General features: G+C 70.2%; 20 protein-coding genes. 14 read left to right on the top strand and 6 right to left on the bottom strand.

Annotated features, from left to right (window positions below; all coding sequences use genetic code 11):
• The first annotated feature begins 18 nt into the window (after positions 1-18).
• On the top strand, positions 19-750 hold the full coding sequence (locus PFX98_RS09145; protein WP_285234889.1) for a substrate-binding periplasmic protein: 732 nt from the start codon (positions 19-21) through the stop codon (positions 748-750).
• Here the strand turns inward: PFX98_RS09145 and PFX98_RS09140 are convergent, their stop codons facing one another.
• Positions 751-1815, bottom strand: coding sequence for a homocysteine S-methyltransferase family protein (locus PFX98_RS09140; RefSeq protein ID WP_285234888.1), 1065 nt, complete (start codon positions 1813-1815; stop codon positions 751-753). It lies immediately after the preceding gene.
• A 66-nt stretch (positions 1816-1881) separates the two neighbouring features.
• Between PFX98_RS09140 and PFX98_RS09135 the strand changes: the two genes are divergently transcribed.
• Together PFX98_RS09135 and PFX98_RS09130 are read left to right on the top strand one after the other, a co-directional pair.
• Positions 1882-3516: an ExeA family protein gene (locus tag PFX98_RS09135; protein WP_285234887.1), complete on the top strand. Its 1635-nt coding sequence runs from the start codon at positions 1882-1884 to the stop codon at positions 3514-3516.
• Between the two features lie 10 nt (positions 3517-3526).
• Positions 3527-4099: a general secretion pathway protein GspB gene (locus tag PFX98_RS09130; RefSeq protein ID WP_285234886.1), complete on the top strand. Its 573-nt coding sequence runs from the start codon at positions 3527-3529 to the stop codon at positions 4097-4099.
• A gap of 10 nt (positions 4100-4109) precedes the next feature.
• Here PFX98_RS09130 and PFX98_RS09125 read toward each other — a convergent pair whose 3' ends face one another.
• Genes PFX98_RS09125 through PFX98_RS09110 form a run of 4 tightly spaced genes read right to left on the bottom strand, consistent with a single transcriptional unit; the run spans position 4110 to position 7309 of the window.
• Positions 4110-4751, bottom strand: coding sequence for a pyridoxamine 5'-phosphate oxidase family protein (locus tag PFX98_RS09125; RefSeq protein WP_285234885.1), 642 nt, complete (start codon positions 4749-4751; stop codon positions 4110-4112).
• Entirely contained in the window at positions 4748-5413 is a 666-nt protein-coding gene (locus tag PFX98_RS09120; protein ID WP_285234884.1) for a DUF4197 domain-containing protein, read from the bottom strand. The genes PFX98_RS09125 and PFX98_RS09120 overlap by 4 nt, the downstream gene beginning before the upstream one ends.
• A 22-nt stretch (positions 5414-5435) precedes the next feature.
• The gene (locus tag PFX98_RS09115) at positions 5436-6371 is read right to left on the bottom strand and encodes a nucleoside hydrolase (protein ID WP_285234883.1); all 936 of its coding nucleotides are present in this window, start codon (positions 6369-6371) and stop codon (positions 5436-5438) included.
• Positions 6368-7309 carry a fumarylacetoacetate hydrolase family protein gene (locus tag PFX98_RS09110; protein WP_285234882.1) on the bottom strand — a complete coding sequence of 314 codons (942 nt, stop codon included), beginning with the start codon at positions 7307-7309 and terminating at the stop codon, positions 6368-6370. The genes PFX98_RS09115 and PFX98_RS09110 overlap by 4 nt, the downstream gene beginning before the upstream one ends.
• Before the next feature lie 47 nt (positions 7310-7356).
• On the opposite strand from PFX98_RS09110, the gene PFX98_RS09105 reads away from it, so the two are divergent.
• From PFX98_RS09105 to PFX98_RS09095, 3 genes are all read left to right on the top strand, one after another.
• Complete coding sequence (locus tag PFX98_RS09105; protein ID WP_285234881.1) at positions 7357-8355, top strand: DUF3108 domain-containing protein; 999 nt, start codon at positions 7357-7359, stop codon at positions 8353-8355.
• 171 nt (positions 8356-8526) lie between these two features.
• The gene (locus PFX98_RS09100; RefSeq protein ID WP_285234880.1) at positions 8527-8814 is read left to right on the top strand and encodes a BTH_I0359 family protein; all 288 of its coding nucleotides are present in this window, start codon (positions 8527-8529) and stop codon (positions 8812-8814) included.
• 127 nt (positions 8815-8941) lie between these two features.
• Positions 8942-11242: an ATP-binding protein gene (locus PFX98_RS09095; RefSeq protein WP_285234879.1), complete on the top strand. Its 2301-nt coding sequence runs from the start codon at positions 8942-8944 to the stop codon at positions 11240-11242.
• Here the strand turns inward: PFX98_RS09095 and PFX98_RS09090 are convergent.
• Positions 11239-11652: a VOC family protein gene (locus PFX98_RS09090; protein ID WP_285234878.1), complete on the bottom strand. Its 414-nt coding sequence runs from the start codon at positions 11650-11652 to the stop codon at positions 11239-11241. The two genes, PFX98_RS09095 and PFX98_RS09090, sit on opposite strands and share 4 nt — an antisense overlap.
• 43 nt (positions 11653-11695) lie before the next feature.
• Between PFX98_RS09090 and PFX98_RS09085 the strand changes: the two genes are divergently transcribed.
• The 8 genes from PFX98_RS09085 to glcF all read left to right on the top strand — a co-directional run bounded on the left by PFX98_RS09085 (position 11696) and on the right by glcF (position 21115).
• Positions 11696-12673, top strand: coding sequence for a TraB/GumN family protein (locus PFX98_RS09085; RefSeq protein WP_285234877.1), 978 nt, complete (start codon positions 11696-11698; stop codon positions 12671-12673).
• A 24-nt stretch (positions 12674-12697) separates the two neighbouring features.
• Positions 12698-13390: a PhaM family polyhydroxyalkanoate granule multifunctional regulatory protein gene (locus PFX98_RS09080; protein ID WP_285234876.1), complete on the top strand. Its 693-nt coding sequence runs from the start codon at positions 12698-12700 to the stop codon at positions 13388-13390.
• A 16-nt stretch (positions 13391-13406) separates the two neighbouring features.
• On the top strand, positions 13407-14588 hold the full coding sequence (locus PFX98_RS09075) for an FIST signal transduction protein (RefSeq protein WP_285234875.1): 1182 nt from the start codon (positions 13407-13409) through the stop codon (positions 14586-14588).
• The gene (locus PFX98_RS09070) at positions 14585-15466 is read left to right on the top strand and encodes a LysR substrate-binding domain-containing protein (RefSeq protein WP_285234874.1); all 882 of its coding nucleotides are present in this window, start codon (positions 14585-14587) and stop codon (positions 15464-15466) included. Before PFX98_RS09075 ends, PFX98_RS09070 begins: the two co-directional genes overlap by 4 nt.
• A gap of 170 nt (positions 15467-15636) precedes the next feature.
• A complete protein-coding gene (locus tag PFX98_RS09065) occupies positions 15637-17295 on the top strand; it encodes an L-lactate permease (protein ID WP_285234873.1) in 1659 nt (552 codons plus the stop codon).
• Between the two features lie 21 nt (positions 17296-17316).
• Complete coding sequence (locus tag PFX98_RS09060; protein ID WP_285234872.1) at positions 17317-18786, top strand: FAD-linked oxidase C-terminal domain-containing protein; 1470 nt, start codon at positions 17317-17319, stop codon at positions 18784-18786.
• Positions 18786-19865 carry a glycolate oxidase subunit GlcE gene (gene glcE, locus PFX98_RS09055; RefSeq protein WP_285234871.1) on the top strand — a complete coding sequence of 360 codons (1080 nt, stop codon included), beginning with the start codon at positions 18786-18788 and terminating at the stop codon, positions 19863-19865. Before PFX98_RS09060 ends, glcE begins: the two co-directional genes overlap by 1 nt.
• Positions 19865-21115 carry a glycolate oxidase subunit GlcF gene (gene glcF / locus PFX98_RS09050; protein WP_285234870.1) on the top strand — a complete coding sequence of 417 codons (1251 nt, stop codon included), beginning with the start codon at positions 19865-19867 and terminating at the stop codon, positions 21113-21115. The genes glcE and glcF overlap by 1 nt, the downstream gene beginning before the upstream one ends.
• The last annotated feature ends 71 nt before the right edge of the window (positions 21116-21186 follow it).

Here is a 21186-nt window from a genome sequence, read left to right as displayed (position 1 = left end):
CAACAAGTGGGAGGCTCGGTGAACCGTCGCCAATTGCTGGCTCGGCTGGCCGCGGGCAGCGCGGCCAGCTTCGCTGCCCATGCCGAGAGCAGTTTGCGGGCCTATGCCGAGGTCTGGCCGCCCTATTGCTACCAGGAGGGCGAGCGCAGCACCGGCTATGCGGTCGAGTTGCTGCGCGAGATGGCCGGCCTGGCCGAGCTGGGGCTGAGTATCGAGCTGCTGCCCTGGAAGCGCGCCCTGCGCTATGCAGAGCAGGAGCGCGACGCGCTGATCTTTCCCACCGCGCGCAATCCGGAGCGCGAGCCACGCTTCCACTGGATCGGCCCGCTGGCGCCACGCCAGCTCTGGCTCTACGGCCGGCCGGGCAGCCGCCCGCCGCAGCTTGAGCTGATCCAAGGCCGCATTGCCACCGTGCGCGGCGATGCCGCCATCGACGAGCTGCTCAGCTCGGGCGTGCCACCCAGGCTGCTGGATCCCAGCACCGACATCGGCCACGCGGTGCAGAAGTTCCTGGCCGGCCGTGTGGACTATTTCTATGACACCGAACTCTCGGCCGCCTGGCAGCTGCGCCAGGCAGGCCAGGCCGCGGCGGCGCACAAGCTGCTGATGCTCAGCGACGGCGGGGCCTACTACTACGCCCTCAACGCCGGGGCCGCGCCCGCCCTGGCCGCCCGGCTGCAACAGGCGCTCGAACGGCTGCGCGCCGAGGGCCGCGTCAAGGCCCTGCTGCAGCGTTTCGGCGGGGCCTGATCAGGCCGCCTGCTGCACCAGGCCGCTGAACAGCTTGGCGCCGCAGGGCCGCGGCTTGTAGGCCGAGACGTTCTTGGCAATTGCCGCGATATGCGCCGGCGTGGTGCCGCAGCAGCCGCCGGCGATGTTCAGGAAGCCGCTCTTGGCGAAGTCGGCCATCAGGCTGCCGGTGACCTCGGGGGTCTCGTCGAAGCCGGTGTCGCTCATCGGGTTGGGCAGGCCGGCGTTCGGGTAGCAGCTGATCGCGGTGCTGCCCGCGGCCTTGGCCAGCTCCTCGATATAGGGCCGCATCAGGGTCGCGCCGAGCGCGCAGTTCAGGCCGATCGCCAGCGGCTTGGCATGGCGCACCGAATGCCAGAAGGCGGTGACGGTCTGGCCCGAGAGGATGCGGCCGGAGGCATCTGTGACGGTGCCGGAGACGATCACCGGCAGGCGCTCGCCGGTGTCCTCCATCAGCTCGTCGAGCGCGAAGATGGCGGCCTTGGCGTTCAGCGTGTCGAAGATGGTTTCGACCAGGAACAGGTCCACGCCGCCATCGAGCAAGCCCTTGGCCTGCTCGTAGTAGGCGGCGCGCAGGGTGTCGAAATCGACATTGCGGGCGCCCGGGTCGTTCACGTCCGGGCTGATGCTGGCGGTGCGCGGCGTCGGGCCCAGGGCGCCGGCGGCGAAGCGCGGTTTCTCGGGCGTGCTGTACTTGGCGCAGGCCTCGCGCGCGATGCGGGCCGCCGCCACATTCATCTCGTAGGCATGGTCCTGCAGGCCATAGTCCTCCTGCGCCACCGAGGTCGAGCCAAAGGTGTTGGTCTCGATGATGTCGGCGCCGGCCGCCAGGTATTGCTCGTGGATCTCGCGCACCACCTCGGGCTTGGTGAGCGGCAGCAGATCGTTGTTGCCCTTCAGGTCCTTGGGGTGATCGGTGAACTGCGTGCCGCGGAAATCCGCCTCGCCCAGCTTGTAGCGCTGGATCATCGTGCCCATCGCACCGTCGAGGATGAGGATGCGTTGCTGCAGAAGCTCGGGCAGCTGGGCGCCGCGCGTGTAGCCTTGGGAGGTGGATGCGTTCATGGCGGCATTGTAGAAAACCCGGCAAGACCTCATGCAGCGCCGGCCAACCGTTACCATGCCGCCGCCATGTACGCGAAATTCTTCGGCCTCGGCCAGGAGCCCTTCTCGATCGCGCCCGACCCTCGCTACCTGTTCATGAGCGAGCGTCACCGCGAGGCGCTGGCGCATCTGCTCTACGGCCTGCGCGGCGGCGGCGGCTTCGTGCTGCTGACCGGCGAGATCGGCGCCGGCAAGACCACCGTGTGCCGCTGCTTCCTGGAGCAGATCCCGCCGCGCTGCAACGTCGCCTACATCTTCAACCCCAAGCTCAGCGTGATCGAGCTGCTGAAGACGGTGTGCGAGGAGTTCCACATCCCGCATGTGGCGCCGACGGGCGACGTCGAGACGGTCAAGCAATACCTCGACCCGCTCAACGAGTTCCTGCTCAGGACGCATGCGGTGGGCCAGAACAATGTGCTCATCATCGACGAGGCACAGAACCTCTCGGCCGAGGTGCTGGAGCAGCTGCGCCTGCTCACCAACCTCGAGACCAGCGAGCGCAAGCTGCTGCAGATCATCCTGATCGGCCAGCCCGAGTTGCGCAGCATGGTGGCGCAGCCGGCGCTGGAGCAGCTGGCGCAGCGCGTGATCGCACGCTTCCATCTGCAGGCGCTGAGTGCCGCCGAGACGGCGCAGTATGTGCGGCACCGGCTCGAGGTCTCGGGGCTCGCCGGCCCCGCGCCCTTTGACGCCGCCGCGCTGCGGCGCGTCCATCAGCTCGCGCGCGGCGTGCCACGGCGCATCAACCTGCTGTGCGACCGCGCCCTGCTCGGCGCCTATGCGCAGGGCCAGCGGCAGGTGAAACGCGCCACCCTGAACAAGGCCGCGGCCGAAGTCTTCGATCAGGCCAGCCAGCCGAGCCAGCGCCCCATGCGCTGGGTCTGGGTGCTGGGCCTGGCCCTGGCCGCCGCCGGCGCGAGCGCGCTGCTGCTGCGCACCCAACCATCGCAACCACAGCCGCCCGAACCACAACCGGCCATGCCAAGGCCCGCGCCGACCGCCAGCGCCGCCAGTGCCGCAACGCTGGCCGCAGCGGCGCCGGCGGCGCCCGCGCTGGCCGGCCGCATCAGCCTGGCCTGGCGCGGCGAGCATGCCGCCTGGCAAGACCTGGCCCCGGCCTGGAAGACCACGCTGCCGCCCGACGAGCCCGACGCCTGCCGCGCCTTCAGGTCCGCCCGGCTGGCCTGTTTCCGCAGCGAGGGCGGCCTGGCCGTGCTGCGCCTGCTGGACCGTCCCGCCATCCTGACCTTGCGCGACGGCGCCGGCCAGCCCTCCTATGTGACCCTGGTGCAGCTGGGTGCGCAGAGCGCCACGGTGCGCGCCGGCGGCAGCAGCGAAACCGTGAGCCTGAGCACGCTGGCGCGGCAATGGCAGGGCGAGTTCGCCACGCTGTGGCGCTGGCCCGAGGCCTATGCCGGCAAGCTCGGCGCCGGGCAGGATGCCAGCTGGCTGGCCGCCGCCCTGGCCAAGGCGGCGGACGAGCCCGCACAGCGTGGCCCGAGCCGCTACGACGCCGCCCTGCAGGCCCGCATTGCCGCCTTCCAGCGCGCCCAGGGCCTGAAGGTGGATGGCCTGATCGGCCCCATCACGCTGATGCAGCTCAACCGCGCGGCGGGTGTCCAGGAACCACGCCTGGACAGCCTCCAGGCGGCAGCGCCATAAGGCCCGGACCATGTCTTACATTCTTGATGCCCTGCGCCGCGCCGAATCCGAGCGCGAGCGCGGCCAGGTGCCCGGGGTGCACACCCAGCCGGCACCCGGTGATGCGCAGGCCGGTGCCGGCCAGCGCCAGCGGGTCTGGCTGCTGGCCGCGGCCGCCGCCCTGGCCTTGCTGCTGCTGGGGGCCCTGGCCGCTCGCTGGCTGGCGCCCGCGCCCGCGCCTGCTCCCATGCCGGCACCGCTCGCACCACCGGTGGCGCTTGCGCGCCCCGCGCCGCCGCTGCCCGCGCCCGAGCTGGTGAGGCTGCCGCCGCCCAGCCTGCCGGCCGTGGCCGCAGCGCCGGCGTCACGCCCCGCGCAGCCGCTCGCGCTGAGTGCCCTGCCCGAGGCCCTGCGCCGTCAGCTGCCGCCGCTGCAAACCGGCGGCGCGATGTACTCGGACACGCCGGCCAAGCGCATGCTCATCATCAATGGCCAGCTCTACCAGGAAGGTGCCACGGTGGCGCCGGGTCTGGTGCTGGAACAGATCAAGCTCAACAGCGCGGTGCTGGCCTTCCAGGGCCAGCGCTTCAGCATCAGCTACTAAGGCGAAGGCCTCAGTACAGCGTCTGCTGCTGGCGCTCCTGCAGCGCCGCGTCATAGGCTTGGCCATCGATGCTGCCACTCAACGTCTGCAGGATCAGGCCGGGCGAAGGCAGGCGACTGCGATCAATCTGCACGGTCGCGTCCCAGAGCCCCGAACGCTTGATGGCGCGCGCGCATTGAAAAAACACCAGCTTCACCTCGATCACCAACACCGAACGCGGCAGCTTGCCATCCACCTCGAAGCGTTGCAGCAGCGTCGGCGCGCTGCTGATGCGGGCCAGGCCGTTCACGCGCAAGGCCTCGCCCACACCGGGTATCAGGAACAGCAGTGCCACCGCGGGGTCGTGCAGCACATTGCGCAGGCTGTCGATGCGGTTGTTGCCGCGACGGTCGGGCAGCAGCAGGGTGTGCGCGTCCGCCACCTGCACAAAGCCGGGCCGGTCGCCGCGCGGCGAGGTGTCCAGCCCATGCGGGCCGCGCGTGGCCAGCACCGCAAAGGGCGCGGCCTCGATATAGGGCCGGTAGAGCGGGTGGATGTGATCGCTCTCCTTGCTGGTGGAGGTTTCGCCCGGCCAGCCGTAGAGGCCGCGCAAGGCATCCACATCGCGCACATCGTGGCTGCGGTCCTGCCAGGGAGCCGTGCTGTCGCTCATAGGCCGCCGAACACCTTCTTGAGGATGGCGCTGCCGGTGCCCACCGGGTCCTGGCGGATCTTCTTTTCCTCTTCGCCGATCATGAAGTAGAGGCCGTCCAGCGCGCGCGCGGTCACGTATTGCTGGATGTTGGCGTCTTCCTGGCGCAGCAGGCCGAAGCCCGCGGCCTTGCCGGCCACCGCGTTGTACTTGTCGGCCAGCCCCTGCTTCTCGGTGGCGCGGGTGACGATGGGCAGGAACTTCTGCGTCAGCGGCGCGCGCGTCTTGCCGGCGAAGAACTGCGTCACCGAGTCCTCGCCGCCGCGCACGATCCTGACGGCGTCTTCCACGCTCATGGACTTGACCGCCCCCACCAGCAGCTGGCGTGCCTCGGGCATGGCCGCTTCCGCGGCGCGGTTCATGGCCGTCACCAGCTCGTCCAGTTTCCTGCCCTGGCCGGTGGCCTTGAGCAGCTTGGCGGCGTCTTTCAGATAGCCGGGCAGCTCGATGCGCACCGCCGGATTGCCGAGAAAGCCGTCGGTGCGCCCCAGCGTGCCGATCGCCGCCACCGCGCCGCGCTCCAGCGCCGCGCGCACGCCGCTGGCGGCATCGCTCTCACCCAAGGCCCGGGCGCTGCCCAGGGGCAGCAGGCCGGCGGCCAGCAGCAGCGTTCGTCTTTGCATTGCCATCACTCCCAGCTAAAAGTCAGAGGCGCGCCAACCGCTCGGCGATCAGCGCATAGAAACCATCGGCGTCCACATCCTTGATCACCAGCGCATTCTTGCGCCGCTGCGTCACGCCCCACCAATCGACCACGCTCATGCCCAGGGTCAGCGGGCTCTGCGTCTCGATCTCGACATTGCATTCGCGCCCCTGGAACAGCGCCGGCCGCAGCAGCCAGGCGATCACGCAGGGGTCGTGCAGCGGGCCGCCCTCGGTGCCGTATTTCTGCTCGTCGAAGCGCTCGGCAAACTCCAGCCACTGCGCCGTGACCTCGGCCAGATGGCTGCCGATGCCGCGGATCGCAGCCACCCGCGCGCGCGTGGTGAGGGCGCGGTGCGTGCAGTCCAGCGGCAGCATGGTGATGGGCACGCCGGCGCCGAACACCAGGGCCGCGGCCTCGGGGTCCACATAGAAATTGAACTCGGCCGTGGGCGTGATGTTGCCGCCCTCGAAGAAGCCGCCGCCCATCATGACGATGCGGCGGATGCGCGCGGCGATGCGCGGCTCGCGCTGCAGGGCCAGGGCTATATTGGTGAGCGGGCCCAGCGGGCACAGCGTCACCGTGCCGGCGGGCCGGCTCAGCAGGGTCTCGATGATGAAGTCCACCGCATGGCCGGGCTGCAGCGCCATGCTCGGCGCCGGCAGCACCGGGCCGTCCAGCCCGGTCTTGCCATGCACATGCTCGGCCGTCACCAGCGGGCGCGCCAGCGGCTTGTCGGCGCCGGCAAAGACCTTCAGCTCGCGGCGCCCCGCCAGCTCGCAGACGATGCGGGCATTGCGGCTGGTGAAGGCCAGCGGCACGTTGCCGGCCACGGTGGTGATGCCCAGCAGCTCGAGCTCGGGGCTGGCCAGCGCGAGCAGGATGGCGACGGCGTCGTCCTGGCCCGGGTCGGTGTCGATGATGATTTGCTGCGTCATGGCTGAGCCTCCTCGCGCGCCGCGGCCGCCTCGTGCCAGGACGCCACATCCTGGTCGATCGCGCCGAACAGGCTCAGGCCATCGCGGCCCTTGACCTCGACGCGCAGGCTGTCGCCGAACTGCATAAACTCGGTCTTGGGTTCACCCGACTCCAAGGCCTCAAGGGCACGCTTGTCGGCGATGCTGCCATAGCCCTTGCTGCCGTCCTGGTTGCACACCGTGCCCGAGCCGATGATGCTGCCGGCCTGCACCTTGCGGGTCTTGGCCGCCTGGGCGATCAACTCACCGAAGTGGACGCCCATCTCCGGCCCGGCCTCGCACAGCCCGACCTTGCGGCCGTTCCACATCGTCTGCAGGCCCAGGTGCAGGCGGCCGCGCTGCCAGGCCTCGCCCGCCTCGTCCAGCGTCACCGCCACCGGCGCGAAGGCGGCGCAGGGCTGCACATGGCCCGGCGGCAGGCTGCGCAGGGCCCAGTCGTTGCTGAGCAGCAGCAGGCGCACCGACTCCAGCGCGGCCTCGGCCGTGCTGCCCATCGCCACGTCGCCGGTGAGCACCGCCAGGCCGGCGCCGAAATCGATGCCCAGCGACTCGGAGGCAAAGCGCGCCGCCTCGCAGGGGCCCAGCAGCCCATCGCTGGCCGCCTGGCCGAGCGTCGCGGCGCCGCCCTCGCGGGCATAGGCCGCCCCCAGCAGATAGGCATGGGCGCGCGGCAGCGGCGCCATGCACTGCTTGGGGTCGAAGCTGAAGGCATGGCGCGCCTTGCCATGGTTGAGCGTCTGCGAGAGTTCCTGCAGCTGCGGGGCGATGAAGTTCCAGTCGTCCAGCACCTGCTGGAGCCGGGTGGCGATGCCGGTGGCATAGTGCGCCTGGGCGAGATCGCGCGACACCACGACCAGTTGGCCGTCGCGCGATCCGTCTCGATAGGTGGCGAGTTTCATGGGCTGTCCCGAATCCGATTCGCCGCATTGTCAGTCCAAGCCAGAACATGCTCAGGGAAGTCAAGAAGTCCGCCCGGCGCTCGATCGCCGTGGCCCTGCTGTGCGCGCTGGCCCTGCATGCCGGCCTGTGGCGGCTGCTGCAGCCGGCGCCGCCCGTCTGGCATGCCGGCGGCGCGCGCATGGCCATGCAGACACGCACCCTGCCGGCCGCCACACCGGCCACGATACCGACGGCGCTACCGGCTGCGGCGCCACCCGCAGCAGCGCCGCCCGAAGCCGTCACCGCGCCCCGGCCCGCGCCGAGCACCAGCGCCAAGCCCGCACCATCCGCAGCGCCACCCGCAGCACCGTCCGCGGCGGCCGAGCCCTTGCCGCCGCCGCTGGCGCTGCCGCTGCGGGGTGAGGGCCGCCTCAGCTATCGCTACACGCAGGGGCAGGCCGAGGGCCAGGCCTTGCTGAGCTGGCAGCTGGGCGAGCACGCCTACCAGCTGCGGCTGGAGCGCGAGCTGGCGGGCCGGGCCCTGCCGGCCTGGCGCAGCGAGGGCCGGCTGGACGCACAGCAGGGTCTGGCGCCGGCGCGCTTCGCCGTGCAGCGCGGCGGGCGCGACCGCCAGGCCATCAACTTCCGCCGCGAGCAGGGCCTGATCAGCTTCTCGGCCAGCGCCGAGCTGCAGGCCCTGCCCGAGGGCGTGCAGGACCGTCTCTCCTGGTGGTTGCAGCTGCCGGCCCTGCTGGCGGCGCAGCCCGCACGCCTGGTGGCCGGCCAGGAGCTGGTGCTGCCGGTGGCCGCGCTGCGCGGCATGGCGGTGGACTGGGTGTTCCACGTCGAGGGTCGGGAGGAGGACGGGCTCTGGCACCTGAGCCGCCAGGCACTGGGGCCTTACGACGCCAGGCTCGACATCTGGCTGGACCCGCAGCGCCGCTACCTGCCGGTGCGGGTGCGCCAGAGCGTGGGCGAGGAGGAGCGCTGGGAGATGCGACTCGAGGGGCGGCTGGATGAGCGGCTCGCCGAGCCCGCAGCGTCGGACGATAGCCCGAATCCCTGAGCACGGGGGCGTGAGCGTGATCTTGTGACGCTCCCACCACAAATCTCCCGCGGCTAAGCCTCAAGAAGCCCGGCTTTCTGACACTATTTGTGCGTGGCCGACGCCATCGGGGCAGCGGGATCTCTTGAAACCGCTGCGACTGGCCACAGTTGCGGGACACAGGAGTACCTCATGCACATGCTCTACAACTCCCCCAGTTTCATCGTGGTCCAGTTCGAGGTCCCGGTGGAAGCCCTGCGCACCGATGGCGCAGGCACCGAGCACCCGCCGCTGCTGCGCGGCGGCTACGAGATCGTCGACAAGTTCACCCGCAAGGAAATCTTCATCGAGGGCGCGCTGGCCCAGCAGTTCCAGGAAGGTGTGGAAGCGCTGATCGAGCAGGACCCCAGCGAAGAGGATCTCGATGACTTCATCGAGCGCTACGCCAATTTCGGCCATCAACCGGTTGTGATGCATTGAGCAGTCCTGCCAGGAAAAGGCCCGCGAAAGCCGCGCATAGCCACTTGTACTGAAGCCCCCGCTGCGCCAAGATGGGGCGGCCGCCCGGAATAAGCCGGGTTGGCCGCACCCTTGCGAGGAGCTGCCCATGGTCAAGCGTCTGGCGGACACGCATGTACTGGCATCGCCCGGGCTCAAAGAGGCCCCGGTGCTGGATCGCATGTGCTCGCACTTCGTGCTGACGCTCACCGTCAAGCATGCCGGCCGCTTCAACCTGCGCCGCGACTTCAACGGCCTGCTTTCCTTCACCGGCCGCCACCTGGTGTGGCCGCTGCGCGTGCTGACGCGCTTGCGCGAATACCTGGCCCAGCGCTGCCGCAACAACGAACTCTGGAACGGCCACGAGGCGCTCGGCGACGAGCAGTTCCTCGAGCGCCATGGCGTCTGGAACGGCCCCTTCGCCGAGGCCACGCTGTTCTTCTATCTCGACGAGTACATCAAGGACGCGCCCAAGGACATGCTGGCCCTGCTGGCCACCACCTGCGAGGTGCTGGACCGCCAGCTCAAGCGCGAATCCACCCTGGTGGAGAAGAACATCGCCGCGCTGGGCAATCTGCTGCAGCTGAACCCGGCCGAGCGCGCCATCCTGCTCTACGGCACGCTGGCACGCTACCAGCGCGAGCTGCGCGGCGCGCTGGTCGAGTTCAAGGTCAACACCGCGCAGGAGGCGTTTGCGGCGATTGCCGCGGTGGCGGGCGTAAACGAGCAGGAGGTGGCCGAGGCCCTGCGCGCCGGCTCGCGCCTGGAGCGCATCGGCATGGTGGAGAACCTGATCTCCGAGCACAACATCACCGACCTGGCCGACCTGATGAAGGTCAGCGACCAATTGCCGCCGGTGCTGATGCGCGAATACCAGGGGCCGCAGGACCTGATGGCGGTGTTCACCCGCCCCGCCACGCTCACCGAGCTGCAGCCGCCCGATTTCGATTTCATCGCCGAGGAACTGCGCCTGCTGGGCAGCCTGCTGCGCAACGCGGTGGCGCGCCACCAGCCGGGCGTCAATGTGCTGCTCTACGGCCCGCCCGGCACCGGCAAGACCGAACTCGCCAAGGTAGCGGCCGAGGCCGCCGGCCTGAATCTCTATGAGGTCGAATATGCCGATCGCGATGGCAACTCACTGTCCGGCCGCGACCGCTACCGCTCGCTGCAGATCAGCCAGGTGTTCCTGAAGGCAAGCGCCAATGTCGCCCTGCTGTTCGACGAGGTGGAGGATGTGTTCCCGCCGCTGTCCAGCGACACCACCCATCTGATCGCGCGCCTCGATGCCACGCTGGATGCGCCCAGCTCGGGCTCGGTGAGCGGCAAGGCCTGGGTCAACCAGATCCTCGAGACCAACCCGGTGCCGGTGATCTGGGTCACCAATCGCATCGAGCAGATCGACCCGGCGTTCCGGCGCCGCTTCCAGTACCACCTGGAGCTCAAGTCGCCGCCGCCCGGCGCGCGCCTGGGCCTGGTGCAGAAGGCCTTGGGGCCGGTGCAAGTGAGCGCCGAATTCGCCGCCCGCCTGGCCGAGCGCCGCGGCCTCACGCCGGCGCAGATACGCACCGCGGTGCGCTTTGCCGAACTGGCGGGCGAGGCGCATGAGGCCGAGGCCCTGATCGAACGCCAGCTGCAGGGCGCCGACAAGGCCCTGGGCAGCAAGCCGCAGGACCATGGCCTGCGCCCGGTGGTGACGCAGTACGCGCTGGACCTGCTGAACTGCGAGTCTCGCTACGAGGTGCCGCGCATCGTCGAGGCCCTGGCCAAGCGCGGCGCCGGCAACCTCTGTTTCTACGGCCCGCCCGGCACCGGCAAGACCGCCCTGGCCGAGCACATCGCCCAGCGCCTGCAGCGGCCGCTGATGGTGCGCCTGGCCAGCGACCTGGCCAGCAAGTTCGTCGGCGAGACCGAGCAGAACATGGCCCGCATGTTCGAGAGCGCCGGCCAGGAGGGCGCGGTGCTGCTGCTTGACGAGGCCGACAGCTTCCTGCGCAGCCGCCGCATGGCCGAGCGCAATTACGAGGTCAGCGAGGTCAACGAGATGCTGGCCGGCATGGAGCGCTTTGCCGGCATCTTCATCTGCACCACCAATCTGTTCGAGGATCTCGACGACGCGGCACTGCGCCGCTTCGCCTTCAAGATCCGCTTCAAGCCGCTCACGCTGGAACAGCGCCTGCGCATGTTCGAGCGCGAGGCCCTGCCCGCGGCCCAGGCGGCCGGTGACGAGCAGCGCGAACGCCTCGCCGCGCTGGATTCACTCACGCCGGGCGACTTTGCGGCGGTGCGCCAGCAGATCGCGATCCTGGGCGAGGCGCTGGCGCCCGACGACTTCCTCTGCCAGCTGGAGGCCGAGCACAAGCTCAAGCCCGAGGTGCGCTCGCGCCGCGGCATCGGCTTCAAGCTGCACTAGCTCGAAAACACGGTATCCAGCGACTTGAACCCCTTCACCTCGATCGGGTTGCCCGAGGGGTCGAGGAAGAACATGGTCCATTGCTCGCCGGGCTGGCCGGCAAAGCGGCATTGCGGCGCCATCACGAAGGCCTGACCCGCGGCCTCCAGCCGCGCCGCCAGCGCCTGCCAGTCGGGCAGCGCCAGGATCACGCCCAGATGCGGCATCGGCACCCGATGGTCGCCGACCTGGCCGGTGTTGCTGATGGCAAAAGGCTCGCCCAGATGCAGCGAGATCTGGTGGCCGAAGAAGTCGAAGTCGACCCAGCTGGCGGTGCTGCGGCCCTCGCGGCAGCCCAGCAGGCCGCCGTAGAAGGCGCGCGCCTGGTCGAGGTCGCGCACATGGAAGGCCAGGTGAAAGATGCTCTGCATGGTGTCGGGGTCCAGGGGTCGGCGGCTGTGGCATGGTAGCGGCATGCTGCTGAATTCCCTGCGCCACTTCCTCACGGCCGGCCTGGCCGTGCTGCTCGTCTCGCCGGCCTGGGCGCAATGCCCGCCCATGCCGCAGGCCGCTGCCACGCCCGAGCAGCTGGCCGCCGCCGCGCCCGACCGCGGCATGCTGTGGCGCCTCACGCGCGACGGCCGCAGCGCCTATCTGTTTGCCAGCCTGCATGTGGGCAGGCCGGAATGGGCCTATCCCGGGCCGCGGCTGCGCGAGGCGCTGGCGCACAGCGAGCTGATCGCGCTGGAGCTCGATCTCGCTGACGCCGAGACGCAGCGCCTGCTGGCGCGCGGCCCGCGCCATGCCGATGCGCTCAGGCTGGATGCCGGCACCCAGGCGCGCCTGCAGGCGCAGGCGCGCGCCGCCTGCCTGCCCGAGCAGGCGCTGGCCGCCCTGCACCCGCTGCTGCAGCTGGCCACTCTCAGCCTGCTGGCCGGGCGCTGGGAGGGGCTGGACGCCGCCTATGGCCAGGAGCTGATGATGGGCCGCTGGGCCGCCGAGCAGGGCCGCCCCATCGCGGCGCTGGAAAACGCCGATGAGCAGCTGCGCGCCCTGGTGCCGCGCCGTGCCGCGCCGGCGCTGCGCGCGCTGCGCCAGGGCCTGGCGCAACTCGAGGACGGCAGCCTGCGCCCGGTGCTGCGCCGCCTCGCCGCGGCCTGGGAGCGCGGCGACCTGGCCGAGCTCGCCGACTACGCCCGCTGGTGCGAATGCGTGGCCGATGCCGCCGACCGCGCCGAACTCAAGCGCCTCAACGACGATCGCAACCCCATGCTGGCCGCGCGCATCGCCGCCCTGCACGCCCGGGGTCAGACCTTGCTGGCGGCCGTCGGTGCCCTGCACATGACGGGCCCGCAGGCCCTGCCGCGCCTGCTCGAACAGCAGGGATTTGTGGTGCAGGCACTGCATCCCGCGCCCGCTGGCGCCGGCCAAGGACTACCATCGCCGAGATAGCGCTCTACCCAACACGGAGACAACATGGCCGACAACAGCTTCACCAAATTCGTTCCCGGTTTCGAGTTCCTGCAAGGGCTGGTGAAGAACGCCGGCGCGGCGCTGCCCGGCATCGGGCAATGGGTGGCCCCCACCATCAATCCCGAGGAGCTGAGCAAGCGCATCGAGGAGCTGCGCACGGTGCAGTTCTGGCTGGAGCAGAACGCCCGCATGCTGGGCGCCACGATCCAGGCCCTGGAGGTGCAGCGCATGACGCTGTCCACCCTCAAGTCCATGAACGTGCCCATCAACGAGCTGAGCGCCGCGCTCAAGGTGCCCACGCCCGATCTGAGCAGCTGGCCCGGCGTGCCGCCCGGCGTGGCCAAGCCCAAGAAGGCCACCGCCAAGGCGGCCCCCAAGGCCGAAGCCGAGGAGGCCGCCAAGCCGGCCGCGCCGGTGGTCGACCCGATGCAATGGTGGGGCGCGCTGAGCCAGCAGTTCACCCAGCTGGCCGCCAATGCCATGAAGGACAGCGCCACCGACGCCGCCAAGAACCTGGCCGGCGCCATCGTCAAGCAGAGCTTCGACGCCGCCGGCGAGACCCTCAAGAAGGCCGCCTCCATGCCCGGTGCGGTGGTCGGCAGCATGGCCGAGACCGTAGGCAAGACGCTGGCCACCAAGCCCGCGGCCAAGAGCAGCGGCGCGCGCGCGGCGCCAGCGCGCAAGCGCAAGACCTGACCCTCGCGCGAGCACCATGCCAGCCTTCGCGCATGCCCATGCGACCCACCCCGACGCCCATATGGCGCTGGCACTGGCCGCAGCGCAGCTGGAGGCTCAGCGCAGCCCCCACGGTAGCAGCAGCGGCCTGCGCCCCACGCTGGGCTGGATCTACCTGACCGAAGCCTATGCGCCCCAGGCCGCGGCCCTGCTGGCCGAGCTGCAGCTGCGCTGGCCCGGCGTGGCCTGGGTGGGCGCCAGCGGCGTGGGCGTGTGCGCGGCCGGGGTCGAGTACTTTGACGAGCCGGCGCTGGCCCTGATGCTGGCCGAGCTGCCGCGCGAGCAGTTCCGCGTCTTCTCCGGCACCAGGCCGCTGGGCGCCTGGCCGGCCGAATGCGCGCAGGTGCATGCCGATGGCGGCAGCGCCGAGCTGCAGGAATTGCTGGCCGAACTGGCCGGCCTGACGCAGGCCGGCTATCTGTTCGGTGGCCTGGCCTCGGGGCGCCGCCAGGCGCTGCAGATCGCCGATGGTGTCTGGCAGGGCGGGCTGTCCGGCGTGGCGTTCGGTGCGGGCGTGCGGCTGATCTCGCGCGTCAGCCAGGGTTGCCAGGCGCTCGGGCCCGAACGCCGCATCAGCAGCTGCGACGGCAATCTGATCACCGGCCTGGACGAGCAGCCGGCCCTGGCCGCCCTCCTGCAGGACCTGGGCCTGCCGGCCCTGACCGCACCGGCCGAGTTGCGCGAGGCCTTGCCGCGGCTGCGCCGCACCCTGGTGGGGCTGCGCGACGCCGGCAGCACGGCCCCGCACGGCCGCGCCTACGGGCCGGAGGTGCTGGTGCGGCATCTGATCGGCATCGACCCCGCGCAGCGCGGCGTGGCGGTGGCCGAGCAGCCGCGGCCGGGCCAGCTGCTGAGCTTCTGCGAACGCAACGCCGAGGCCGCCCGGCGCGACCTGATGCGCATCTGCACCGAGATCCGCGACGCCTGCGAAACCCTGGAAGCCGAGCAGGCGGGCAGCGGCCGCATCGCGGGCGCCGTCTACATCAGCTGCGCCGGCCGCGGCGGCCCGCATTTCGGCGCGCCCTCGGCCGAGCTGCAATGGCTGCGCCATGCCCTGGGCGAGGTGCCCCTGGTGGGCTTCTTCGCCGGCGGCGAGATCGCCCATGACAAGCTCTACGGTTATACCGGCGTGCTGACGGTGTTCCTGCAGCCGTCATGAGCCCACCGCGCATCCCACCGATCCAATGCCTGCAGGCCTTTGAGGCGCTGGCGCGCCTGCGCAGCGTGAGCCTGGCGGCCGAGGAGCTGAGCGTCACGCCCAGCGCCATCAGCCACCGCATCCGCCAGCTGGAATCGCAGCTCGACCTGAAGCTGTTCGCCCGCGACTTCACCCTCACCGAGGACGGCAAGGCCTATCTCACGCCGGTGCGCCAGGGCTTGAAGTCGCTGCAGCAGGTGCCTGGGCACGCGGCCCACAAGCCCAGCGGCGTGCGCCTGCGCCTGGCCGTCACGCCCACCTTCTCGCGCCAGATCCTGCTGCCCAAGCTGGCGTTGTTCCGCCACGCCTACCCCGAGGTGGAGCTGAGCATGCAGGTCTCGATCCCGCTGCTGGACGTGAAGGGCGAGGACGCTGACCTGGAGATCCGCTACGGCATGGGCCCCTACCCGGGGCTGGAAGCCGTGCGCGTGCTGAGCGACGAGCTCACCCCCGTGTGCAGCCCCGAGTACCTGCACGAGTTCGGGCCCTTCGAAGGCTTCGAGACCAGCGCCGAGATCGGCCGCGCGCGCCTGATACGCAGCCCCCTGGATCCCTGGAGCACCTGGTTCGCCGCGCACGACATCCAGCTCGACGAGCCGCGCGCGGGCGCGCAGTTCAACGACGTCGGCCTGGTACTGGACGCCGCCGCGGCCGGCTTTGGCGTGGCCCTGATGCGCATGAAGCTGGGCACCATGTGGCTGGACAGCGGCCGGCTGATACGCCTGTCCAGCCATACCGTGGCCTCGCCCTTCCACCACTTCCTGTGCTGGAAGCCCGGCGCGATGGAGCGCTGGGAATGCGCCGCCTTTGCCGACTGGCTCAGGCGCGCGCTCGCATAAACAAAGCGGCTGAACCAGGCCTGACAGCGGCCCTCATGGTTGACCCTGTGTCGGCCCGCCGTTTGAAATTTGCTCAAACGCGGCCATGCTAGCTTTCACGCACGGCGGGCGGCCTGCGCCCCACCATCCGTCCAATCGTCAAACCGACGGCGAAAAAGATGGAGACGCCCATGATCTGGCAACAGGTATACAACCCTTTCGACAACATGCTGCTCAGCACGCTGATGGCCGCCGTTCCGGTGGTGGTGATGCTGCTGGGTCTGGGCGTGTTCCACCTCAAGGCGCATATCGCCGCCGCGGCCGGCCTGGCCAGCGCGCTGGCGATCGCGGTGTTCGCCTTCGGCATGCCCGTCGGCATGGCCGGGCGCGCCGCCATCCTGGGCGGGCTGACCGGCCTGCTGCCGATCGGCTGGATCGTGCTCAACATCATCTTCCTGCACCAACTTACCGAGCAGAACGGCAGCTTCAAGGTGCTGCAGGATTCGATCGCCGGCATCACCCAGGACCGGCGCCTGCAGCTGCTGCTGATCGCCTTTGCCTTCGGTGCCTTCTTCGAGGGTGCGGCCGGTTTCGGCACGCCGGTGGCGGTGACCGCGGCGATCCTGATCGGCCTGGGCTTCTCGCCGCTGGCGGCCTCGGGGCTTTCGCTCATCGCCAACACCGCGCCGGTGGCCTACGGTGCGCTCGGCACGCCGGTGATCACCCTGGCCAAGGTGCATGGCTACGACCTGATGGCGGTGTCCGGCATGATCGGCCGCCAGCTGCCCTTCTTCTCGCTGCTGGTGCCCTTCTGGCTGATCTGGGCCTTCGCCGGCCGCAAGGCGATGTGGGAGATCTGGCCCGCCATCCTGGTGACCGGCCTGTCGTTCGCGATCCCGCAATACCTGGTCTCCAACTTCATCGGCCCCGAGCTGGTGGACGTGATCGCCGCGATGTGCTCGATGGCGGCGCTGGTGGGCTTCCTGCGCATCTGGCAGCCCAAGCGCATCTGGACCTCGGTGTCGCTGCGCGGCCATGAGGCCGACGGCGGCGAGGCCAAGGCGCCGCAGGCCCCGGCCGTGCATCCGCGCGCTGCCGTGGTGAAGGCCTGGACCCCCTGGGTCATCCTCACCGCCTTCGTGTTCGCCTGGGGTCTGCCGGTCACCAAGACGGCGCTGAACGGCATCTACGCGCCCAAGTTCGCCATCGAGGGCCTGCACAAGCTGGTGCAGAAGGTCGCACCGGTGGTGGCCACGCCCGCCACCGAGGCCGCCGAGTACACCTTCAACCTGCTCTCCGCCACCGGCAGCGGCATCCTGCTGGCCGCCATCATCGGCGGGCTGGTGATGGGCTATGGCCTGCCGGCGCTCGTGCGCCAGTTCGGCAAGACGATCTGGCTGGTGCGCTACTCGCTGCTCACCATCGTGCTGATGCTGGCCCTGGGCACGCTGACGCGCTACTCCGGCCTCGATACCACGCTGGGCCTGGCCTTCGCCACCACCGGCGTGTTCTACCCCTTCTTCGGCACCCTGATGGGCTGGATGGGCGTGGCGCTGACCGGCTCGGACACCGCCTCCAACGTACTGTTCGGCGGCATGCAGAAGGTGGCGGCCGAGCAGCTCGGGCTCAACCCCAATCTGATGGGCGCGGCCAACAGCTCGGGCGGCGTGATGGGCAAGATGATCGACGCCCAGTCCATCGTGGTGGCCTCCACCGCCACGCGCTGGTTCAACCATGAGGGCGACATCCTGCGCTATGTGTTCTTCCACTCGATCGCGCTGGCCTGCCTGGTCGGTCTGCTGGTGACGCTGCAAGCCTATGTCCCGCCCTTTACGCTGCTGGTGCACTGAGCGGCGCTACAGTCGGAGCCCATGTCGCCTCACCCCACCACCCAAGCCGAGCTGGTGGCAGCGCTGCAGCCGCTGCTGCCCGCCCATGCCCTGCTGTGGACGCCCGAGGACACCACGCCCTACGAGTGCGATGGCCTGAGCGCCTACCGCCAGCGCCCGCTGGCGGTGGCCCTGCCCGAGACCGAGGCCCAGGTGGCCGCGCTGCTGCAGGCCTGCCACCGGCTCAAGGTGCCGGTGGTGGCGCGCGGCGCCGGCACCGGGCTGTCGGGCGGCGCGCTGCCGCACGGGCAAGGCCTGACCCTCGCGCTGGCCAAGTTCAATCGCATCGTCGGCATTGATGTGCTGGCGCGCACGGCGCGGGTGCAGTGCGGGGTGCGCAACCTGGCCATCTCCGAGGCGGCGGCGCCGCATGGCCTCTATTACGCGCCCGACCCCAGCAGCCAGATCGCCTGCACCATCGGCGGCAATGTGGCCGAGAACTCGGGCGGCGTGCACTGCCTCAAGTACGGCCTGACCTTGCACAACGTGCTGCGCGTGCGCGGCTTCACGGTGGAGGGCGAGGCGGTGGAGTTCGGCTCCGAGGCGCTGGACGCGCCCGGCCTGGACCTGCTGCCCCTGGTGGTGGGCAGCGAGGGCATGCTGGCCGTGATCACCGAGGTGACGGTCAAGCTCACCCCCAAGCCGCAGCTGGCGCGCTGCATCATGGCCAGCTTCGACGACCTGCGCAAGGCCGGCGATGCGGTGGCCAACATCATCGCCGCCGGCATCATCCCGGCCGGGCTGGAGATGATGGACAAGCCCATGACCGCGGCGGTGGAAGACTTCGTGCACGCCGGCTACGACCTCACGGCCGAGGCCATCCTGCTGTGCGAGAGCGATGGCACGCCCGAGGAGGTGGCCGAGGAAATCGGCCGCATGCAGGCCGTGCTGCTGGAAAGCGGCGCCACCCAGGTGGCGGTGAGCGCCGACGAGGCGCAACGCCTGCGCTTCTGGAGCGGGCGCAAGAACGCCTTCCCGGCCTCGGGTCGCATCAGCCCCGACTACATGTGCATGGATTCGACCATCCCGCGCAAGCGCCTGGCCGACATCCTGCTGGCAATCCAGCAGATGGAAAAGAAGTACGGCCTGCGCTGCGCCAACGTCTTCCATGCCGGCGACGGCAACCTGCATCCGCTCATCCTGTTCGATGCCAATGACCCCGACCAGTTGCACCGCTGCGAGCAATTCGGCGCCGAGATCCTGGAGACCAGCGTCGCGATGGGCGGCACCGTCACCGGCGAGCATGGCGTGGGCATCGAGAAGCTGAACTCCATGTGCGTGCAGTTCTCGCCCGAGGAATGCGCGCAGATGGCGGCACTCAAGCGCGCCTTCGACCCGGCCGAGCTGCTCAACCCGGGCAAGGTCATCCCCACCCTGCACCGCTGCGCCGAATACGGCCGCATGCATGTGAAACGCGGCCTGCTGGCCTTCCCCGAGTTGGAGCGCTTCTGATGCAATTGTCCGATCTGCGGGAACGCGTGCGCGCGGCGGCGGCCAGCCAGACCCCGCTGCAGGTGCGGGGCCAGGGCAGCAAGGCCTTCTACGGCCAGCAAGCCGGCGGTGAGCTGCTGGACATGCGCGGCTTCACGGGCATCAGCAGCTACGAGCCCAGCGAGCTGGTGGTCAGCGTCAAGGCCGGCACCCCGATCGCCGAGCTGGAGGCCTTGCTCGCCACGCAGAACCAGCACCTCGGCTTCGAGCCGCCGCGCTTTGGCGGTGGCGGCACGGTGGGCGGCATGGTGGCCGCGGGCCTCTCGGGCCCAGCGCGCGTCAGCATGGGCAGCCTGCGCGACCATCTGCTGGGCGTGGCGATGCTGAACGGCCGCGCCGAGGCGCTCAACTTCGGCGGCACGGTGATGAAGAACGTGGCCGGCTACGACGTCTCGCGCGTGCTGGCCGGCTCGATGGGCGTGCTGGGGCTGATCCTGGAGGTCTCGCTGAAGGTGCTGCCGCGCCCGGTGGCGATGGCGACGCTGCGCTTCGATCTCAGGCAAGACCTGGCCCTGCAGCAGCTGAATCGCTGGGGCGGCCTGCCCCTGCCCATCCATGCCAGCGCCTGGTGGGATGGTGCGCTGGTGCTGCGCCTGGCCGGCGCCGAGGCGGCGGTGCGCGCGGCGCATGCGCAGCTCGGCGGCGAGGTGATTCCCGAGGCCATGGCGGCCGCCTTCTGGCAGGGCCTGCGCGACCACAGCGACGAATTCTTCCAGGGCGCCGAGCGCGCCGTGCAGGGCGGCGCCAAGCTCTGGCGGCTTTCCCTGCCCAGCACCGCGCCGGAACTGAAGCTGCCAGGCGAACAGCTGATTGAATGGGGCGGCGCGCAGCGCTGGGTCACCACGCCCCTGCCGGCCGCGCAGCTGCGCGAAGCAGTGGCGGCGGCGGGCGGCCATGCCACGCTGTTCCGCTCGCTGGACAAGTCGGCGGGGGTGTTCACGCCACTATCGGCCCCGCTGCTGCGCATCCATCGCGAGCTGAAGAAGTCCTTCGACCCGCAGGGCATCTTCAATCCTGGGCGTCTCTATCCGGATCTTTGATGCAAACCCAACTCGCCCCCGAATTCCAAGGCACGCCCGCCGGCGAGGATGCCGAGGCCATCCTGCGCCGCTGCGTGCATTGCGGCTTCTGCACCGCCACCTGCCCGACCTACCAATTGCTGGGCGACGAGCTGGACGGCCCGCGCGGCCGCATCTACCTGATCAAGCAGGTGCTGGAGGGCGCCACGCCGACGCGCAGCACGCAGCTGCACCTGGACCGTTGCCTGACCTGCCGCAACTGCGAGAGCACCTGCCCCTCGGGCGTGCAGTACGGCCAGTTGCTGGAGATCGGCCGCGCCGTGGTGGAGGCCAAGGTAGAGCGCCCCACCGCCGAACGCGCGACGCGCTGGGCCCTCAAGGAGGGCCTGACCTCGGCCGCCTTCGGTCCGGCGATGAAGCTGGGCCAATGGTTCCGCCCACTCGTGCCCAAGGCCTTGCAAGACAAGGTGCCCGGCCCGCAACCCGCGCATGCGCATGACTGGCCCACGCGCACGCATGCACGCAAGGTGCTGATGCTGCTGGGCTGCGTGCAGCCGGCCATGATGCCCAATATCAACAGCGCCACCGCGCGCGTGCTGGACGCTGCCGGCGTGCAGACCGTGGTGGCCGACGGCGCCGGTTGCTGCGGCGCGATCCGCAGCCATCTGGGCGACCACGAGGGCGGCCTGGCCGACATGCGCCGCAATATCGACGCCTGGTGGCCGCTGGTGCAGGGGCTCACCGCCGCCGGCAAGGTCGAGGCCCTGATCATGAACGCCTCGGGCTGCGGCGTGACGGTGAAGGAATATGGCCATGCGCTGGCCCGCGACCCCGCCTATGCCGAGAAGGCCAGGCGCATCAGCGAGCTGTGCGTGGACCTGAGCGAATTCCTGCCCGGCCTGCTGCCGGCCCTGCAGTCCCGGCTCGGCAAGGCCAAGGCCCGCGCCAAGCTCGCCTACCACCCGCCCTGCACGCTGCAGCACGGCCAGCAATTGCGCGGTGGCGTCGAGGGTCTGATGCGCGCGCTGGGCTACACCATCAACCTGGCGCCCTGCGACAGCCACCTCTGCTGCGGCTCGGCCGGCACCTATTCGGTCCTGCAGCCCGAGCTCTCCAAGCAGCTGCGCGATCGCAAGCTCGAGGCCCTGGCACCGCTGCAGGCGGAGGCCATCGTCTCGGCCAATATCGGCTGCATCCAGCAGCTGCAGTCCGCCAGCCGCACACCGGTGCGGCATTGGATCGAGGTCTTGGACGCCGATCTGCGTTCTTGAGCGCCGCCCGCGCACCAACGCTGCGCCTCTTGTGCGCATAGCGCCAAACCGGGTGGAAACCCGTGCCTGCA

Origin of the sequence: Paucibacter sediminis, assembly GCF_030254645.1 — a bacterium.
Classification (GTDB): Bacteria; Pseudomonadota; Gammaproteobacteria; order Burkholderiales; family Burkholderiaceae_C; genus Paucibacter_B; species Paucibacter_B sediminis.
Note: the sequence above shows the minus strand (reverse complement) of the source record. Positions and strands in the feature narration are given on the sequence as shown.

What these genes read in the sequence shown, in the direction of transcription:
- PFX98_RS09130 (WP_285234886.1), top strand. Translation starts at nt 3,527, where the DNA reads ATGTCTTACATTCTTGATGCCCTGCGCCGCGCCGAATCCGAGCGCGAG.
- PFX98_RS09080 (WP_285234876.1), top strand. Translation starts at nt 12,698, where the DNA reads ATGGCCGACAACAGCTTCACCAAATTCGTTCCCGGTTTCGAGTTCCTG.
- PFX98_RS09125 (WP_285234885.1), bottom strand. Translation starts at nt 4,751, where the DNA reads ATGAGCGACAGCACGGCTCCCTGGCAGGACCGCAGCCACGATGTGCGC.
- PFX98_RS09120 (WP_285234884.1), bottom strand. Translation starts at nt 5,413, where the DNA reads ATGCAAAGACGAACGCTGCTGCTGGCCGCCGGCCTGCTGCCCCTGGGC.
- PFX98_RS09070 (WP_285234874.1), top strand. Translation starts at nt 14,585, where the DNA reads ATGAGCCCACCGCGCATCCCACCGATCCAATGCCTGCAGGCCTTTGAG.
- PFX98_RS09075 (WP_285234875.1), top strand. Translation starts at nt 13,407, where the DNA reads ATGCCAGCCTTCGCGCATGCCCATGCGACCCACCCCGACGCCCATATG.
- PFX98_RS09105 (WP_285234881.1), top strand. Translation starts at nt 7,357, where the DNA reads ATGCTCAGGGAAGTCAAGAAGTCCGCCCGGCGCTCGATCGCCGTGGCC.
- glcF (WP_285234870.1), top strand. Translation starts at nt 19,865, where the DNA reads ATGCAAACCCAACTCGCCCCCGAATTCCAAGGCACGCCCGCCGGCGAG.
- PFX98_RS09085 (WP_285234877.1), top strand. Translation starts at nt 11,696, where the DNA reads ATGCTGCTGAATTCCCTGCGCCACTTCCTCACGGCCGGCCTGGCCGTG.
- PFX98_RS09065 (WP_285234873.1), top strand. Translation starts at nt 15,637, where the DNA reads ATGATCTGGCAACAGGTATACAACCCTTTCGACAACATGCTGCTCAGC.
- glcE (WP_285234871.1), top strand. Translation starts at nt 18,786, where the DNA reads ATGCAATTGTCCGATCTGCGGGAACGCGTGCGCGCGGCGGCGGCCAGC.
- PFX98_RS09100 (WP_285234880.1), top strand. Translation starts at nt 8,527, where the DNA reads ATGCACATGCTCTACAACTCCCCCAGTTTCATCGTGGTCCAGTTCGAG.
- PFX98_RS09115 (WP_285234883.1), bottom strand. Translation starts at nt 6,371, where the DNA reads ATGACGCAGCAAATCATCATCGACACCGACCCGGGCCAGGACGACGCC.
- PFX98_RS09140 (WP_285234888.1), bottom strand. Translation starts at nt 1,815, where the DNA reads ATGAACGCATCCACCTCCCAAGGCTACACGCGCGGCGCCCAGCTGCCC.
- PFX98_RS09110 (WP_285234882.1), bottom strand. Translation starts at nt 7,309, where the DNA reads ATGAAACTCGCCACCTATCGAGACGGATCGCGCGACGGCCAACTGGTC.
- PFX98_RS09095 (WP_285234879.1), top strand. Translation starts at nt 8,942, where the DNA reads ATGGTCAAGCGTCTGGCGGACACGCATGTACTGGCATCGCCCGGGCTC.
- PFX98_RS09135 (WP_285234887.1), top strand. Translation starts at nt 1,882, where the DNA reads ATGTACGCGAAATTCTTCGGCCTCGGCCAGGAGCCCTTCTCGATCGCG.
- PFX98_RS09060 (WP_285234872.1), top strand. Translation starts at nt 17,317, where the DNA reads ATGTCGCCTCACCCCACCACCCAAGCCGAGCTGGTGGCAGCGCTGCAG.
- PFX98_RS09090 (WP_285234878.1), bottom strand. Translation starts at nt 11,652, where the DNA reads ATGCAGAGCATCTTTCACCTGGCCTTCCATGTGCGCGACCTCGACCAG.